The sequence below is a fragment of the Citrobacter portucalensis genome (genome assembly GCF_002042885.1).
GTDB classification, from domain to species: Bacteria; Pseudomonadota; Gammaproteobacteria; order Enterobacterales; family Enterobacteriaceae; genus Citrobacter; species Citrobacter portucalensis.
The window spans coordinates 227,882-243,334 of sequence record NZ_MVFY01000005.1; the positions used below are offsets into that span (position 1 = coordinate 227,882).

General features: G+C 52.9%; 14 protein-coding genes. 12 read left to right on the top strand and 2 right to left on the bottom strand.

Annotated features, from left to right (window positions below):
• The first annotated feature begins 14 nt into the window (after positions 1-14).
• The 4 genes from glpA to BZK40_RS09800 all read left to right on the top strand — a co-directional run bounded on the left by glpA (position 15) and on the right by BZK40_RS09800 (position 5,192).
• The gene (glpA, locus tag BZK40_RS09785; RefSeq protein ID WP_079934562.1) at positions 15-1,643 is read left to right on the top strand and encodes an anaerobic glycerol-3-phosphate dehydrogenase subunit A; all 1,629 of its coding nucleotides are present in this window, start codon (positions 15-17) and stop codon (positions 1,641-1,643) included.
• Complete coding sequence (gene glpB / locus BZK40_RS09790) at positions 1,633-2,892, top strand: glycerol-3-phosphate dehydrogenase subunit GlpB (protein WP_071445255.1); 1,260 nt, start codon at positions 1,633-1,635, stop codon at positions 2,890-2,892. Before glpA ends, glpB begins: the two co-directional genes overlap by 11 nt.
• On the top strand, positions 2,889-4,079 hold the full coding sequence (gene glpC, locus BZK40_RS09795; RefSeq protein ID WP_003834686.1) for an anaerobic glycerol-3-phosphate dehydrogenase subunit GlpC: 1,191 nt from the start codon (positions 2,889-2,891) through the stop codon (positions 4,077-4,079). Before glpB ends, glpC begins: the two co-directional genes overlap by 4 nt.
• Before the next feature lie 183 nt (positions 4,080-4,262).
• The gene (locus BZK40_RS09800; protein ID WP_079934563.1) at positions 4,263-5,192 is read left to right on the top strand and encodes an Rpn family recombination-promoting nuclease/putative transposase; all 930 of its coding nucleotides are present in this window, start codon (positions 4,263-4,265) and stop codon (positions 5,190-5,192) included.
• Between the two features lie 38 nt (positions 5,193-5,230).
• Here BZK40_RS09800 and BZK40_RS09805 read toward each other — a convergent pair whose 3' ends face one another.
• Together BZK40_RS09805 and BZK40_RS09810 are read right to left on the bottom strand one after the other, a co-directional pair.
• Positions 5,231-6,427, bottom strand: coding sequence for a nicotinamide mononucleotide deamidase-related protein YfaY (locus BZK40_RS09805; RefSeq protein ID WP_079934564.1), 1,197 nt, complete (start codon positions 6,425-6,427; stop codon positions 5,231-5,233).
• A 79-nt stretch (positions 6,428-6,506) separates the two neighbouring features.
• Entirely contained in the window at positions 6,507-7,049 is a 543-nt protein-coding gene (locus BZK40_RS09810; protein ID WP_048215871.1) for a YfaZ family outer membrane protein, read from the bottom strand.
• Between the two features lie 317 nt (positions 7,050-7,366).
• Here BZK40_RS09810 and nudI point away from each other — a divergent pair, with 317 nt between their 5' ends.
• From nudI to arnF, 8 genes are all read left to right on the top strand, one after another.
• Entirely contained in the window at positions 7,367-7,792 is a 426-nt protein-coding gene (gene nudI, locus BZK40_RS09815; protein ID WP_048215870.1) for a nucleoside triphosphatase NudI, read from the top strand.
• Positions 7,793-8,076: 284 nt separating this feature from the next.
• Positions 8,077-9,216, top strand: coding sequence for a UDP-4-amino-4-deoxy-L-arabinose aminotransferase (gene arnB / locus BZK40_RS09820; protein ID WP_079934565.1), 1,140 nt, complete (start codon positions 8,077-8,079; stop codon positions 9,214-9,216).
• A gap of 2 nt (positions 9,217-9,218) precedes the next feature.
• Positions 9,219-10,202 (top strand): undecaprenyl-phosphate 4-deoxy-4-formamido-L-arabinose transferase, encoded by a 984-nt coding sequence (gene arnC / locus BZK40_RS09825; protein ID WP_079934566.1) that lies wholly within the window; start codon positions 9,219-9,221, stop codon positions 10,200-10,202.
• On the top strand, positions 10,199-12,181 hold the full coding sequence (gene arnA / locus BZK40_RS09830) for a bifunctional UDP-4-amino-4-deoxy-L-arabinose formyltransferase/UDP-glucuronic acid oxidase ArnA (protein ID WP_079934567.1): 1,983 nt from the start codon (positions 10,199-10,201) through the stop codon (positions 12,179-12,181). Before arnC ends, arnA begins: the two co-directional genes overlap by 4 nt.
• Positions 12,178-13,080: a 4-deoxy-4-formamido-L-arabinose-phosphoundecaprenol deformylase gene (gene arnD, locus BZK40_RS09835; protein ID WP_079934568.1), complete on the top strand. Its 903-nt coding sequence runs from the start codon at positions 12,178-12,180 to the stop codon at positions 13,078-13,080. Before arnA ends, arnD begins: the two co-directional genes overlap by 4 nt.
• A complete protein-coding gene (arnT, locus tag BZK40_RS09840) occupies positions 13,077-14,735 on the top strand; it encodes a lipid IV(A) 4-amino-4-deoxy-L-arabinosyltransferase (protein ID WP_079934569.1) in 1,659 nt (552 codons plus the stop codon). Before arnD ends, arnT begins: the two co-directional genes overlap by 4 nt.
• A complete protein-coding gene (arnE, locus tag BZK40_RS09845; protein WP_003834709.1) occupies positions 14,732-15,067 on the top strand; it encodes a 4-amino-4-deoxy-L-arabinose-phosphoundecaprenol flippase subunit ArnE in 336 nt (111 codons plus the stop codon). The genes arnT and arnE overlap by 4 nt, the downstream gene beginning before the upstream one ends.
• The gene (gene arnF, locus BZK40_RS09850; RefSeq protein WP_048224714.1) at positions 15,067-15,453 is read left to right on the top strand and encodes a 4-amino-4-deoxy-L-arabinose-phosphoundecaprenol flippase subunit ArnF; all 387 of its coding nucleotides are present in this window, start codon (positions 15,067-15,069) and stop codon (positions 15,451-15,453) included. The genes arnE and arnF overlap by 1 nt, the downstream gene beginning before the upstream one ends.

Sequence of the window (15,453 nt, forward strand, 5' to 3'; positions counted from 1 at the left end):
TGTGAGGAAAAACAATGAAAACTCGCGACTCGCAAACAAGTGACGTGATTATCATTGGTGGAGGAGCAACAGGTGCAGGGATCGCACGCGACTGTGCGCTGCGCGGGTTGCGCGTCATCTTAGTGGAACGCCACGATATCGCCACGGGCGCGACCGGACGTAACCATGGCCTGCTGCACAGCGGTGCGCGCTACGCCGTCACCGACGCTGAATCTGCCCGTGAGTGCATCAGCGAAAACCAGATTCTGAAACGTATCGCCCGTCATTGCGTTGAGCCGACGGACGGTCTGTTTATTACCCTGCCGGAGGATGAGCTCTCCTTCCAGGCTACCTTTATTCGCGCCTGTGAAGAGGCCGGTATTCGCGCAGAAGCGATTGACCCTCAGCAGGCACGTATTATCGAACCTTCTGTGAATCCACAGCTGATTGGTGCAGTAAAAGTACCAGACGGCACGGTCGATCCTTTCCGCTTAACAGCAGCTAACATGCTGGATGCGCGTGAGCATGGCGCGGTTATCTTAACGGCGCATGAAGTGACGGGACTGATCCGCGAAGGCGCAACGGTTTGCGGCGTTAACGTGCGCAATCATCTGACAGGCGAAATGCAGTCCCTGAATGCACCGGTTGTCGTCAACGCCGCTGGGATCTGGGGTCAACGCATTGCGGAATATGCCGATCTGAGCATCCGTATGTTCCCGGCCAAAGGATCGTTGCTGATTATGGATCATCGCATTAACCAGCATGTCATTAACCGCTGTCGTAAGCCCTCTGACGCCGATATTCTGGTGCCTGGCGATACCATTTCACTGATCGGTACCACCTCACAGCACATTGATTACGACGATATCGACAGCAACCGCGTCACCGCAGAAGAGGTCGATATTCTGCTGCGTGAAGGCGAGAAGCTGGCGCCGATTATGGCGAAAACGCGCATTTTACGCGCCTACTCCGGCGTACGCCCGCTGGTGGCCAGCGACGACGACCCAAGCGGTCGTAACGTCAGCCGTGGGATTGTACTGTTCGATCACGCTGAACGTGACGGACTGGAAGGGTTTATCACCATTACCGGCGGCAAACTGATGACCTACCGCCTGATGGCGGAATGGGCCACCGATGCCGTTTGCCGTAAGCTGGGCAATACCCAGCCTTGCACAACGGCAGACACCGCGCTGCCTGGCTCACAGGAATCTACCGAGCATACGCTTAAACGCGTGATCTCATTGCCCGCGCCACTACGCGGCTCGGCGGTCTACCGTCACGGCGATCGCACCCCTGCGTGGCTTAGCGAAGGCCGTCAGCACCGCAGCCTGGTCTGCGAATGCGAAGCAGTCACCGCAGGCGAAGTGCAATACGCCGTCGAGAATTTAACCGTCAACAGCCTGCTCGATTTGCGTCGCCGTACCCGTGTTGGAATGGGGACCTGCCAGGGCGAATTGTGTGCCTGCCGCGCCGCAGGTTTGCTGCAACGTTTTAATGTCACTACCGCAGCGCAGTCCATTACCCAGCTTTCCGATTTCCTCAACGAACGCTGGAAAGGCGTGCAGCCTATCGCCTGGGGAGATGCGCTGCGCGAAAGCGAATTCACGCGCTGGGTTTATCAAGGGTTGTGTGGTCTGGAAAAGGAGCACCAGGATGAAATTTGATACCGTCATTATCGGCGGCGGCCTCGCCGGACTGCTATGTGGCCTGCAACTGCAAAAAAGCGGACTGCGCTGCACGATTGTTACCCGCGGCCAAAGCGCCCTGCATTTTTCCTCCGGCTCACTGGATTTGCTCAGCAGCTTACCCGATGGTCAGCCGGTGACGGATATAGAAGCGGGTTTGAATGCGCTGCGCACTCAGGCACCCGCACATCCGTATAGCACCATCGGAACGCAGAACGTTCTGGAACTGGCCCAACAGGCGCAAAATTTACTGGAAGAATGCGGAACGCATTTGCAGGGCAAAGTGCATCAGGCACATCAACGTGTTACCCCGCTGGGCACCCTGCGCTCAACCTGGTTAAGTTCCCCGGAAGTGCCGGTCTGGCCGCTGTCCGCGCAGCGTATCTGCGTTGTAGGGATTAGCGGGTTACTGGATTTTCAGGCGCATCTCGCCGCGGCGTCATTACGCCAACGCAATCTCAGCGTCGAGACGGCAGAAATCGAGCTACCGGAGCTGGATGTCCTGCGTGATAACCCAACCGAGTTTCGTGCCGTTAATATTGCGCGCCTGCTGGATAACGAAGATAAATGGTCGCTGCTCTATGACGCATTGCTGCCAATGGCAAAAACCTGCGACATGATAATCATGCCGGCATGCTTTGGTCTGGCCGATGAGCGGCTCTGGCAGTGGCTTAACGAGCGCCTCCCCTGCTCGCTGACACTATTACCGACCCTACCACCTTCGGTACTGGGCATGCGTTTGCACAACAAATTACAGCGCCAGTTTGTGCGCCAGGGCGGTGTGTGGATGCCGGGTGATGAAGTGAAAAAAATCACCTGTCAGGATGGCGTGGTCAGCGAAATCTGGACCCGAAATCATGCCGATATCCCCTTGCGGCCACGTTTCGCCGTGCTCGCCAGCGGCAGCTTCTTCAGTAGCGGGCTGGTCGCCACGCGTGAGGCAATCCATGAACCAATCCTGGGACTGGATGTACAGCAAACAGCGACCCGCGCCGAGTGGTATAAGCGTGATGTTTTCGATCCACAACCGTGGCAACAGTTTGGCGTAACAACCGATTCCGCATTGCGTCCATCACTGGCGGGAAAAACGATAGAGAACATGTATGCCATCGGTTCCGTCCTCGGCGGATTCGACCCTATCGCCCAGGGTTGCGGAGGCGGCGTGTGCGCAGTTAGCGCCTTACATGCCGCGCATCATATTGCGAAACGTGCAGGAGGACAGCAATGAGCGACACACGTTTTGAAAGTTGTATCAAATGTACGGTGTGCACCACCGCCTGCCCGGTAAGCCGCGTCAATCCGAGCTACCCGGGCCCTAAGCAGGCCGGCCCGGACGGTGAACGTCTGCGCCTGAAAGATGGCGCGCTATATGACGACGCGCTGAAATACTGCATCAACTGTAAACGCTGCGAAGTGGCCTGTCCGTCAGACGTGAAAATCGGCGATATCATCCAGCGCGCGCGCGCCAAATACGACACGACGCGCCCATCGTTGCGTAACTTTGTCTTAAGTCATACCGATTTAATGGGCAGCGTATCCACCCCCTTCGCCCCTATAGTGAATACCGCCACCTCATTAAAACCGGTGCGTCAACTGCTGGATTACGCGTTAAAAATCGATCATCGCCGTACGCTGCCGAAGTACTCCTTTGGCACCTTCCGCCGCTGGTATCGCAGCGTTGCCGCACAGCAGGCGCAGTACCAGGATCAGGTCGCCTTTTTCCACGGCTGTTTTGTGAATTACAACCATCCCCAGCTCGGCAAAGACCTGATCAAGGTGTTGAATGCGATGGGTACTGGCGTGCAACTGCTGAGTAAAGAGAAATGCTGTGGCGTGCCGCTGATTGCCAACGGTTTTACCGATAAAGCGCGTAAGCAGGCAGTAAGCAACGTGGCCTCACTCAGGGAGGCGATTGATGGCAAAGGCATTCCGGTGATCGCCACCTCATCAACCTGTACCTTTGCGCTACGTGATGAATATCCGGAAGTGCTGGATGTCGACAACTCAGGCCTGCGTGAACACATTGAACTGGCAACCCGCTGGCTATGGCGCAAGCTGGATGAAGGTAAAACGCTGCCGCTGAAGACGCTGCCGCTGAAGGTGGTCTATCACACGCCATGTCACATGGAGAAAATGGGCTGGACGCTCTATACGCTGGAGCTACTGCGACAAATTCCAGGGCTGGAGCTGACGGTGCTGGATTCTCAGTGTTGCGGGATTGCCGGGACTTACGGCTTTAAAAAGGAAAACTATCCGACTTCACAGTCTATTGGCGCACCGTTATTCCGCCAAATTGAAGAAAGCGGCGCTGATATCGTCGTCACCGACTGCGAAACCTGTAAATGGCAGATTGAGATGTCTACAAGCAAACGCTGCGAACATCCTATCACCCTGCTTGCCAAAGCGTTGGGTTAACTCTGTTGCCCGGTGGCGTTTGCTACCGGGCATTTTTACGTAGCCCGTTCTGCTTAATTGAATACGTTGCAGTCGGACGTATTTATCTCTGATTCATCCACGCAAAGAACCCATTTCCCGCATGCAGCGCATATTAAAAGTGGATACCGTCACGCCATCTTCTCTTTCTGGTGACGGACTACCATGGCTAAATCCACTACATCTACACCGCATGATGCCGTTTTTAAAAAGATAATGTCTTACCCTGAGATGGCTCGGGATTTTCTGGATATACATCTTCCTATCGCATTACGTGAGATATGTGATTTACAAACGCTGAAGCTGGAGTCCACCAGTTTTATCGAACAAGATCTCCGCGCATACTACTCCGACGTAGTGTGGTCACTAAAAACCCGCGAAGGTCAGGGCTATATTTATTGTGTTATTGAACATCAGAGTACCGCGGTACCGCATATGGCATTTCGCCTGATGCGTTATGCCACCGCGGCGATGCAGCATCATCTTGATGCCGGGAATAAAACGCTGCCGCTGGTGATCCCCATGCTATTTTATCACGGTCAACAAAGTCCCTATCCCTGGTCGCTCAACTGGCTGGATGAATTTGATAATCCGCAACTGGCGCGACAACTGTATTCAGAGGCTTTTCCGCTGGTCGACATTACCGTAATACCTGACGATGAAATCGCGCAGCATCGCAGGGTTGCGCTGCTTGAATTGATGCAAAAACATATCCGCGATCGTGACTTAATGGGGTTAGTGGATCGACTGGTCTCGCTATTAGTTACAAGCACTGCTAATGACAGCCAGCTACAAACGCTATTTAATTACCTGATACGGTACGGCGACGTTTCTCGCGTCAGTGAGTTTATCCGCGAAGTTGCCGAACGATCCCCCCATCACAAGGAGAAGCTGATGACAATTGCAGAGAGGCTCAGGCAGGAAGGCCACCAAAATGGACTGCAAGAAGGGATACAGCAAGGGTTAGAACAAGGGGTGCAAAAAGGTACGCAAGAAGAAGCCTTACGTATCGCTCACATAATGCTGGAACAAGGTATTGATCGTGATTTAGTTCAGTTAATTACCGGGCTATTGCCTGGCGATACCACCGCATGAGCCAGATTGGGAAGGCATTTAGCCTTCCCAATCTGTGATTAAATCGTCAACGACTCAACCACTTCGATCCAGCCGTGTTCGCTAGCGATTTCCAGATTGTTAAGCCAGCGGCGCAGCATATTTAGCGCCATCATCGCACACACTTCCTGACGAATCGCCAGGCTGTAGCGATTTGCATTCAGCCGTACGCGCAAGGCGTGTGTCCCATCAGCCGTGGCCAGCGCAAAGTTAATATGTTCGTTTTCGAAAGCCGATATCGCGAGTGCCAATCCAGCATAATGCTTGCTGCGTCGCTCGGTTATCCAATGCGCCGTTTGCGCCAGCGTTTCTTCCTGAGGCGGAACCACTTCACTCGCCAACAGTGGCGCATTCGCACGAGAAAGCTGCAATGCCACCAGACCACTGGTGAATTGTTCGCTCAGCGTCAGGCTGAATTGCCGTTCTTGCAACGTGCGGGCGATTTGCGCGGGTAAGCCTTCCGTACCTTCAAAAATCATATTCTGCCCGGCAACCCGCTTAACTTCTGGCCACAGCGCCAGCATCGCTTCCCGTTGAGAATCCGGCCCGGTCAGCTTCAGCTCAATAATCGGCATTGAGGAGCGGTAGCCCATTGTCACTCCCGGTGGCAACGGGAGCGGATCCAGGCTCTGCGCCAGGTCGCTTTCAGAACGGCCAAAGGTGGTTAATCGCAGGCATAACGGGGGCTGAGCCAAAGAGAAACGCTCACGCAAACGAGGCAGGATCTCATGCTCCACCATGACTTTGAATTCTGACGGTACACCCGGTGTAAAGAACATCAGGCAGCGGTTAAGCTTCAGGGCGAACCCACACGCGGTACCCACCGGATTATTGATAAACTCAGCGCTGGCCGGAAGTTCAGCCTGTTTGCGGTTGCTCGGCGCCATCACGCGGCCACGATCGCGGAAATATCGCTCCATCTCGGCCAGCCATGCTTCATGCAGCATCAGCCCTTCGCCTTTTGCCGTTGCCGCTGCCAGCGCGCTCAAATCATCGCTGGTAGGTCCCAGACCGCCATTAACGATCAGTACATCGGCGTGCTCGCTACGCTCACGCAAAACGGCGACCAAATCGTTAAGATTGTCACCTACCGTGTTGCGGCGTGTTAGCGGTAAACCCTGATTAAAGAAAAAATCGGCCAGCCAGGCGGCATTGGTGTCGACGATTTGTCCGTGCAACACTTCATCCCCTGTGGATAGCATCTCCACGTTTAACATCGTGTTCTCCTGCTTTTATGATGAAAACACTATAACGCATGGAGGGGGGAAGGCGCGACTGAACGCCGCGCCAGAAATGTTAGAAGCTGGCGTTAACCCCAACGTACGGGCCATCAGCAATCGCGTTATCACGGTTGCCGTCTTTGCCTGCCAGGTTCAGGTAACGATAACCGGCTTCGATGCTCAGCGGACGCATAATGGTCAGACGCGCACCGGCATTCGCTTCTTCATAGCTGTCGATACCGCTGGAAAGTGAATCAGGAGAGTAATAATACTCACCAAACAGACGGAAGCTATCGCCAATTGGCCATTGTAAACCACCACCGACAGCAGCAGCATAGCCTTCATCGCCATCGTTTGGATTAGTATAAACACCTTTACCACCAACGGTCGCCATCAGCGGCCCCAGTGGGATATTCAAACCTAAACCCAGCCCGGCAACATCACCGTCGTCATCGTTATGCATCCAGTTACCGCTGACGGCCAGACCAGTACTCTCAGTGCCCATACCGAATCCCAGGTTGGTGTAGTCTTCGCCAGCCTGGCCGCTGATGCTAATCGCGCTCGCCGACGCGGAAACAAACAGCATTCCGGCAAAACCCAACATTAAACTTTTTTTCATTTTCTATCCTTTCCAGCAAGAATCAAAACATAGCCCCAAAACCGATGAATTGTACTGTCAGATGGCGAGGAATCAATGAGCTAAAAAAGCGATGCAATGACATATTGTAACTAAATACTACTCACAAGATTTATTTAAGGTTAAATTCTTGTGCCAATTACACAGTCGGACGTCCCAGAACGTCATTTTCAACAAACATCCTGTTTTCCCTGCCAAAGCGCTCTTGATCACCGATGAAACATTTTTTCTGCCGCCAGCAAAAGGTAAGATGCGTGCATGACGGAATTTTCTCTACCTCCCCAACAAGGACTCGACTGATGCGCCAAAGAACGATTGTTTGCCCATTAATTCAAAACGATGGCTGTTATTTACTCTGCAAAATGGCTGATGACCGCGGTGTGTTTCCCGGTCAGTGGGCGCTTTCTGGCGGCGGTGTTGAACCGGGTGAACGTATTGAAGAAGCTCTGCGCCGTGAAGTGAGGGAAGAGCTGGGCGAACAACTGGTGTTATCAGAGATTACCCCCTGGACCTTCAGTGATGATATTCGCACTAAAACCTATGCTGATGGCAGTCAGGAAGAGATTTACATGATTTATCTTATCTTCGATTGTGTCGCGGCGAATCGTGAAGTGAAGATTAACGAAGAGTTCCAGGCATTCGCCTGGGTTAAACCGGAAGATCTCAGTGCCTACGATTTAAATATCGCCACACGTAAGACGTTGACCTTGAAGGGGTTACTTTAAGTTATCATTTTAATAACGACATATATATTCCCCTCTTAATAGCGGCATTGCACTCATCAACTTATAGCAAACAGCAATGTCGCAAAAACCTAAAAAAACACTTAATTTCATTAAGATAAACAAAAAAACACCTCTATTTAGCTATCGTTCCCAAACCTTAAACTCTTAAGGATAAATTAACCTTCAGTCATTAACCTTTATAGCCTGATGAAATAATTAACGACGCCCCTGTTTATCACTAAAAATAAAACTTCGGTGGCGTTAAATGGCTTGAAGGAATAATGATGTCTGACTTTTTGCCTTTCTCTCGCCCGGCCATGGGCGCTGAAGAACTTGCCGCAGTGAAGGCGGTTCTGGACTCTGGATGGATAACCACCGGCCCGAAAAATCAACAGTTGGAAGAGGCTTTTTGCCAGCTCACGGGGAATAAGCATGCCATCGCCGTTTGCTCCGCCACTGCAGGAATGCACATTACGCTGATGGCGCTGGGCATTGGTGCAGGCGACGAGGTCATAACGCCGTCGATGACGTGGGTTTCGACCCTCAACATGATTGTGCTGCTGGGTGCATCGCCCGTCATGATCGACGTCGACCGCGATACGCTTATGGTGACACCTGAGCAAATTGAAGCCGCTATCACCCCACGAACCAAAGCCATTGTTCCAGTACATTATGCTGGCGCCCCCGCCGACCTCGACGCAATTTATGCCATTGGCGAGCGTTATGGAATCCCGGTAATAGAAGACGCAGCCCATGCCGTAGGGACATTGTATAAGGGCCGTCATGTCGGTGCTCGCGGCACGGCAATCTTCTCGTTTCACGCTATTAAAAATATCACCTGTGCGGAAGGTGGACTGATCGTTACCGACGACAGCCAGCTCGCTCAGCGGCTTCGCAGCCTGAAGTTTCACGGTCTGGGCGTTGATGCTTTTGATCGACAAACCTACGGCCGGGCACCACAAGCCGAAGTGCTTGCACCTGGATACAAATACAACCTGACGGATATTAACGCCGCTATTGCGCTGGTACAGCTCAATAAGCTGGAGCAACTGAACTCACGCCGAGCGCAAATTGCCCAGCACTATCAAAAAGCGCTGGCCGATACGCCATTCCAGCCGCTGAGCCTACCGCAGTGGTCGCACGTTCATGCCTGGCACTTATTCATCATTCGTGTTGATGAAACGCGCTGCGGGTTGAGCAGAGATGCCCTGATGGAAACGCTGAAGACCAAAGATATCGGCACCGGCCTGCATTTTCGTGCAGCCCATACGCAAAAATATTATCGCGAACGCTTCACTACCCTTTCGCTCCCAAATACAGAATGGAATAGCGCACGCATCTGTTCGCTGCCGTTATTCCCCGACATGACCGACGCTGACACTCAGCGGGTCATTACGGCGCTTCGCGAGATAGCAGGACAATGAGCATGTTTGAAGCCACACCGATTAAAAAAGTCTCGGTTGTTATTCCCGTTTTTAATGAACAGGAAAGCCTGCCAGAGTTAATCAGACGCACCAGCGAGGCCTGCGAGAAATTGGGCAAAGACTATGAAATTCTGCTAATCGACGACGGCAGCAGCGACCGTTCCGCTCAGTTGATGATGGACGCCTCTCAGGCACCGAACAGCCATATTGTCTCTATTTTACTGAATCGTAATTACGGACAGCACTCGGCGATTATGGCCGGTTTCAGCCATGTCACCGGAGACTTGATCATCACGCTGGATGCTGATTTGCAAAACCCGCCGGAGGAGATCCCACGGTTGGTCGCCACTGCAGATGAGGGTTTCGATGTGGTAGGCACGGTACGCCAGAACCGTCAGGATAGCGTATTTCGTAAGACCGCCTCACGAATGATCAACCATCTGATCCAACGAACCACCGGTAAAGCAATGGGCGACTACGGCTGCATGCTACGCGCCTATCGCCGTCACATCGTCGATGCCATGCTGCATTGCCAGGAGCGCAGCACCTTTATCCCTATTCTGGCCAACATTTTTGCCCGTCGCGCCACGGAGATCCCGGTACATCATGCAGAGCGTGAATTTGGTGACTCCAAATACAGCTTCATGCGTCTGATCAACCTGATGTATGACCTGGTGACTTGCCTTACCACAACACCGCTTCGCATGTTGAGCCTGCTGGGCAGCGTGATCGCTGCCACGGGCTTTACCTTATCAGTCCTGCTTGTTGTTCTGCGCCTGACGCTCGGCCCACAGTGGGCAGCAGAAGGGGTATTCATGCTGTTTGCCGTCCTGTTTACCTTTATCGGCGCACAGTTTATTGGCATGGGTTTACTCGGCGAATATATCGGTCGCATCTATAACGATGTCCGCGCCCGCCCCCGCTATTTTGTTCAACACGTTATCCGCCCACAAACTACGCAGTCAACCGAGGAAAACCGCGCATGAAAGCCGTCGTATTTGCCTATCACGATATGGGATGTCAGGGTGTCCAGGCCTTGATGGATGCAGGTTATGAAATCGCTGCCATTTTTACGCACACCGACAACCCGGGTGAAAAAGCGTTTTTTGGATCTGTTTCCCGCCTCGCGGCCAGCGCCGGTATTCCGGTTTACGCCCCAGACGAGGTTAATCATCCCCTGTGGATTGAGCGCATTAGCCAACTGGCACCCGATGTTATCTTCTCGTTCTACTATCGCCATTTACTGAGTGATGAGATCCTCAGTCTTGCCCCTAAGGGTGCATTTAATCTGCACGGCTCGCTGCTGCCGAAATACCGTGGTCGCGCACCGCTGAACTGGGTATTGGTCAATGGTGAAACCGAAACCGGCGTCACGCTTCACCGCATGGTTAAACGCGCGGATGCTGGTGCCATAGTTGCCCAGCAGCGTGTCGCTATTTCACCGGATGATGTGGCGTTAACGCTGCACCATAAGCTGTGCCAGGCTGCGCGTCACCTGCTGGAAGAGGCGCTGCCCGCGATTAAAACGGGAGATTATGCAGAACTCCCCCAACAGGAAGCAGAGGCGACCTGTTTTGGTCGCCGCACACCGGAAGATAGCTTCCTCGACTGGAACAAGCCTACTGCGGAATTACATAACCAGGTCCGTGCCGTCAGCGATCCATGGCCGGGTGCATTTAGCTATGTCGGCACGCAAAAGTTCACCGTCTGGTCATCGCGCGTTTGCACAAACGACATTGCGGCCCAGCCGGGTACCGTCATCTCCGTGTCTCCTTTACTTATCGCCTGTGCCGATGGCGCACTGGAGATTATTACCGGACAAGCTGGCGATGGTATTGCAATGCAGGGTTCACAACTGGCGCAAGTTCTGGGTCTGGTGCCAGGTTCTCGCCTGAACAGCCAGTCAGTGACCACCAGCAAACGCCGTACTCGCGTACTGATCCTCGGCGTTAACGGCTTCATTGGTAACCATCTGACCGAGCGCCTGCTGCAAGAAGATAATTACGAAGTGTATGGACTCGATATTGGCAGCGACGCCATTGGGCGTTTCCTGCAACATCCGCGATTCCATTTTGTCGAAGGTGATATCAGCATTCACTCCGAATGGATTGAATATCATGTGAAAAAATGCGACGTTGTGCTGCCTCTGGTGGCGATCGCAACGCCTATCGAATATACCCGCAACCCGCTGCGCGTATTTGAGCTCGATTTTGAAGAGAACCTGAAAATCATTCGTTACTGCGTGAAATACCGCAAGCGCATCATTTTCCCGTCAACCTCCGAAGTCTACGGCATGTGTACCGACAAAGTCTTTGATGAAGACAGTTCGAATCTGATCGTCGGTCCGGTCAATAAACCACGCTGGATCTACTCCGTATCCAAGCAGTTGCTGGACCGTGTTATCTGGGCATACGGCGAAAAAGAGGGATTGCGCTTCACCCTGTTCCGCCCGTTTAACTGGATGGGACCGCGTCTGGACAGCCTTAACGCCGCGCGTATCGGCAGCTCACGCGCCATTACACAGCTGATCCTCAACCTCGTGGAAGGTTCACCGATCAAGCTGATTGAAGGCGGTAAGCAAAAACGCTGCTTTACCGACATTCGCGATGGTATCGAAGCCCTGTACCGCATCATTGAAAACGAAGGCGGCCGCTGTGACGGTGAGATTATCAACATCGGTAATCCGCAGAACGAAGCAAGTATTCAGGAACTGGCAGAAATGCTGCTTTCCTGCTTTGAAAAACATCCGTTGCGTAACCACTTCCCGCCGTTTGCCGGTTTCCGTGACGTCGAAAGCAGCAGCTACTACGGTAAAGGTTATCAAGACGTTGAGCATCGTAAGCCTAACATTCGCAATGCAAAACGCTGCCTGAACTGGGAACCGACCATTGAGATGCAGGAAACGGTAGAAGAGACGCTGGACTTCTTCTTACGCAGTGTGGATATCACGGAACACACATCATGACCAAAGTAGGCTTGCGCATTGATGTCGATACATTCAGGGGGACGCGCGAAGGCGTGCCCCGCCTGCTGGAGACATTAAACCGACATAACGTTCGGGCAAGTTTTTTCTTTAGCGTTGGGCCTGACAACATGGGACGCCATCTCTGGCGTCTTGTGAAGCCGCAATTTCTGTGGAAAATGCTGCGTTCAAACGCAGCATCGCTCTACGGATGGGATATTTTATTGGCGGGAACCGCATGGCCGGGAAAAGAGATCGGCCAGGCCAACGCAGCAATCATTGCACAAACCGCCCAGATTCATGAAACCGGTTTGCATGCCTGGGATCATCACGCCTGGCAGGCGCGAAGCGGAAACTGGAATGACAAACAGCTGATTGATGATATTTCACAAGGTATCACCACACTTGAAGCCATCATCGGTCAGCCAGTCACCTGCTCTGCCGTTGCCGGATGGCGTGCCGACAACCGTGTCGTCCATGCCAAAGAAGCATTCCATCTGCGCTATAACAGTGACTGTCGGGGAACGTCGTTATTTCGTCCGGTGCTGGAATCCGGGAAAACGGGGACGCCACAAATTCCCGTCACCCTACCAACATGGGATGAAGTGGTTGGTCAGGAGGTCCAGGCGGTGGACTTCAACTCCTATATTCTCTCCCACATCCAGATGAGCAGAGGAACACCGGTGTACACCATTCATGCGGAAGTTGAAGGCATCGCCTTTCATCAGAACTTTGACGAGCTGCTTACTCGCGCCGCGGACATGGGGATGACATTCTGCCCGCTTGGCGAGCTGTTACCTGACGACATCAGTACGCTGCCGTTAGGACAGATAGTACGTGGAAAAATACCCGGCAGAGAGGGATGGCTCGGCTGCCAACAACCGGTGAGTGTGACACCATGAAACCTGCTGCCCGCTACACTCTGGCATTTATCGCTTTAATCGCACTGTATTTTATTTTACCTATCAACAGCCGTATGCTCTGGCAGCCTGATGAAACGCGCTATGCTGAAATCAGCCGGGAAATGCTCAACTCTGGTGACTGGATCGTTCCACACTTTTTAGGGCTGCGTTATTTTGAAAAACCAATTGCCGGATACTGGTTGAACAGCATCGGACAATGGCTGTTTGGCGCAAACAATTTTGGTGTCAGAGCGGGGGCTATTTTTGCCACTTTGTTGACCGCATTACTGGTAGCCTGGCATGCCATGCGACTGTGGCATGATAAGCGTACCGCCGTACTCTCCTCCGCTATCTTTTTAACGTTTTTTTCGGTTTACAGTATCGGCACCTACGCGGTACTTGATCCCATCATAGCGCTTTGGCTGATGTCGGGCATGTGCTGTTTTTGGGAAGGCATGCAGGCCACCACCAGAACACGCAAAATCATCGCTTTTTTGTTGCTTGGGCTAACCTGCGGTATGGGTGTAATGACCAAAGGTTTTCTGGCACTCGCCGTCCCTGTGCTTAGCGTATTACCATGGGTTTTTGCACAAAAGCGTTGGAAAGACCTCATTCTCTACGGTCTGCTGGCGGTGATCGGCTGCATCGCGATCGTACTACCGTGGGGTATAGCGATTGCACAACGCGAGCCGGATTTCTGGCATTACTTCTTCTGGGTTGAACATATTCAGCGCTTTGCGCAGGATGATGCCCAGCATAAGGCTCCTATCTGGTACTACATCCCGATATTTGTGGCAGGCACATTACCGTGGCTCGGTCTGCTTCCCGGCGCGCTGCGTACGGGCTGGCGTGAGCGGGATGTTCCGCGCAGTGCTCTGTACCTGTTAAGCTGGATTATTATGCCAATTCTGTTTTTCAGCATCGCGAAAGGAAAACTGCCGACCTATATTCTTTCCTGCTTCGCGCCGCTGGCGATATTAACGGCGCGCTTCGGCCTGCAGGCTGCGGAAAAAGACTCAGCATCCCTGCGCATCAATGGCTGGATCAACGTGCTATTTGGTGTCGTCGGCATCGTCGCTACGTTTATTGTTTCCACGCTGGGACCATTGAAGACGCCGGTCTGGTCGCATATCGAAACGTATAAGGTTTTTTGTGCCTGGGGCATCTTTATCATCTGGACGATTTTTGGCTGGTATACGCTAAATAACCGCGAGAAGAACTGGAAATTCGCAGCACTATGCCCATTAGGGCTGGCGCTGTTATTTGGCTTCTCCATTCCTGACCGGGTGATGGAATCTAAACAGCCGCAGTTTTTTGTCGAGATGACCAAAGAATCGCTAGAGCCGAGCCGTTATATTCTCACCGACAGCGTTGGCGTCGCTGCGGGACTGGCCTGGAGCCTGAAGCGCGACGACATCATGATGTACGGACAAACGGGCGAGTTAAAATACGGCCTCAGCTACCCAGATGCTCAAGGCCGCTTCGTCAGCCGGGAAGGCTTTGCCGACTGGTTAGCACAACATCGTCAACAAGGAAACATTACGCTCGTGCTCTCTGTCGGTAAGGATGAAGATATTAATCAGCTTGCCATCCCTCCCGCTGACTACATTGATAATCAGGGGCGTCTGGTCCTGATTCAGTATCGGCCCAAATGATCTGGATAGCCTTAGTCCTCGCCAGCCTGCTCAGCGTCTGCGGCCAGCTATGCCAGAAGCAGGCGACCCGACCGGTGTCTGTTCGTGCGCGAAAACGCTACATTACGCAATGGATTGGGCTTGCTCTGGCAAGCCTCGGTCTGGCCATGCTGCTATGGCTGGCGGTTTTACAAAACATTCCTGTCGGTATTGCCTATCCCATGCTGAGCCTTAACTTTGTCTGGGTTACTCTCGCCGCATGGAAAATCTGGCGCGAACCCGTCACCACACGCCACTGGCTGGGCGTTGGGCTAATCATTACCGGCATATTTATTCTTGGGAGCGCAGTGTAATGGGCATATTTTGGGGATTATGTAGCGTTATTATCACCTCTGCTGCCCAGTTGAGCCTTGGCTTTGCGATGGATAATCTGCCGCCAATGCTGCAGCCGCTGGCGTTCATCTCTGCCGTATTCTCTGTCAGTATCGGAGCGTTTGCTTTATATGCCGGATTGACAGGGTATTTACTGTCAGTGATTTGTTGGCATAAAGCCCTACACCAACTCGCGCTGAGCAAAGCCTATGCCCTACTCAGCCTGAGCTATGTGCTGGTGTGGGTTGCCTCAATGATCCTGCCCGGCTGGCAGGGAACATTTTCAGTGAAAGCGCTGGCAGGGGTACTGTGCATCATGGCAGGGCTAATGACGATTTTTCTGCCTTCACGCAAACACCAGCCCTGA

Coding starts and splice junctions, on each gene's coding strand:
- glpA (WP_079934562.1), top strand. CDS start 15: ATGAAAACTCGCGACTCGCAAACAAGTGACGTGATTATCATTGGTGGA.
- glpB (WP_071445255.1), top strand. CDS start 1,633: ATGAAATTTGATACCGTCATTATCGGCGGCGGCCTCGCCGGACTGCTA.
- glpC (WP_003834686.1), top strand. CDS start 2,889: ATGAGCGACACACGTTTTGAAAGTTGTATCAAATGTACGGTGTGCACC.
- BZK40_RS09800 (WP_079934563.1), top strand. CDS start 4,263: ATGGCTAAATCCACTACATCTACACCGCATGATGCCGTTTTTAAAAAG.
- BZK40_RS09805 (WP_079934564.1), bottom strand. CDS start 6,427: ATGTTAAACGTGGAGATGCTATCCACAGGGGATGAAGTGTTGCACGGA.
- BZK40_RS09810 (WP_048215871.1), bottom strand. CDS start 7,049: ATGAAAAAAAGTTTAATGTTGGGTTTTGCCGGAATGCTGTTTGTTTCC.
- nudI (WP_048215870.1), top strand. CDS start 7,367: ATGCGCCAAAGAACGATTGTTTGCCCATTAATTCAAAACGATGGCTGT.
- arnB (WP_079934565.1), top strand. CDS start 8,077: ATGTCTGACTTTTTGCCTTTCTCTCGCCCGGCCATGGGCGCTGAAGAA.
- arnC (WP_079934566.1), top strand. CDS start 9,219: ATGTTTGAAGCCACACCGATTAAAAAAGTCTCGGTTGTTATTCCCGTT.
- arnA (WP_079934567.1), top strand. CDS start 10,199: ATGAAAGCCGTCGTATTTGCCTATCACGATATGGGATGTCAGGGTGTC.
- arnD (WP_079934568.1), top strand. CDS start 12,178: ATGACCAAAGTAGGCTTGCGCATTGATGTCGATACATTCAGGGGGACG.
- arnT (WP_079934569.1), top strand. CDS start 13,077: ATGAAACCTGCTGCCCGCTACACTCTGGCATTTATCGCTTTAATCGCA.
- arnE (WP_003834709.1), top strand. CDS start 14,732: ATGATCTGGATAGCCTTAGTCCTCGCCAGCCTGCTCAGCGTCTGCGGC.
- arnF (WP_048224714.1), top strand. CDS start 15,067: ATGGGCATATTTTGGGGATTATGTAGCGTTATTATCACCTCTGCTGCC.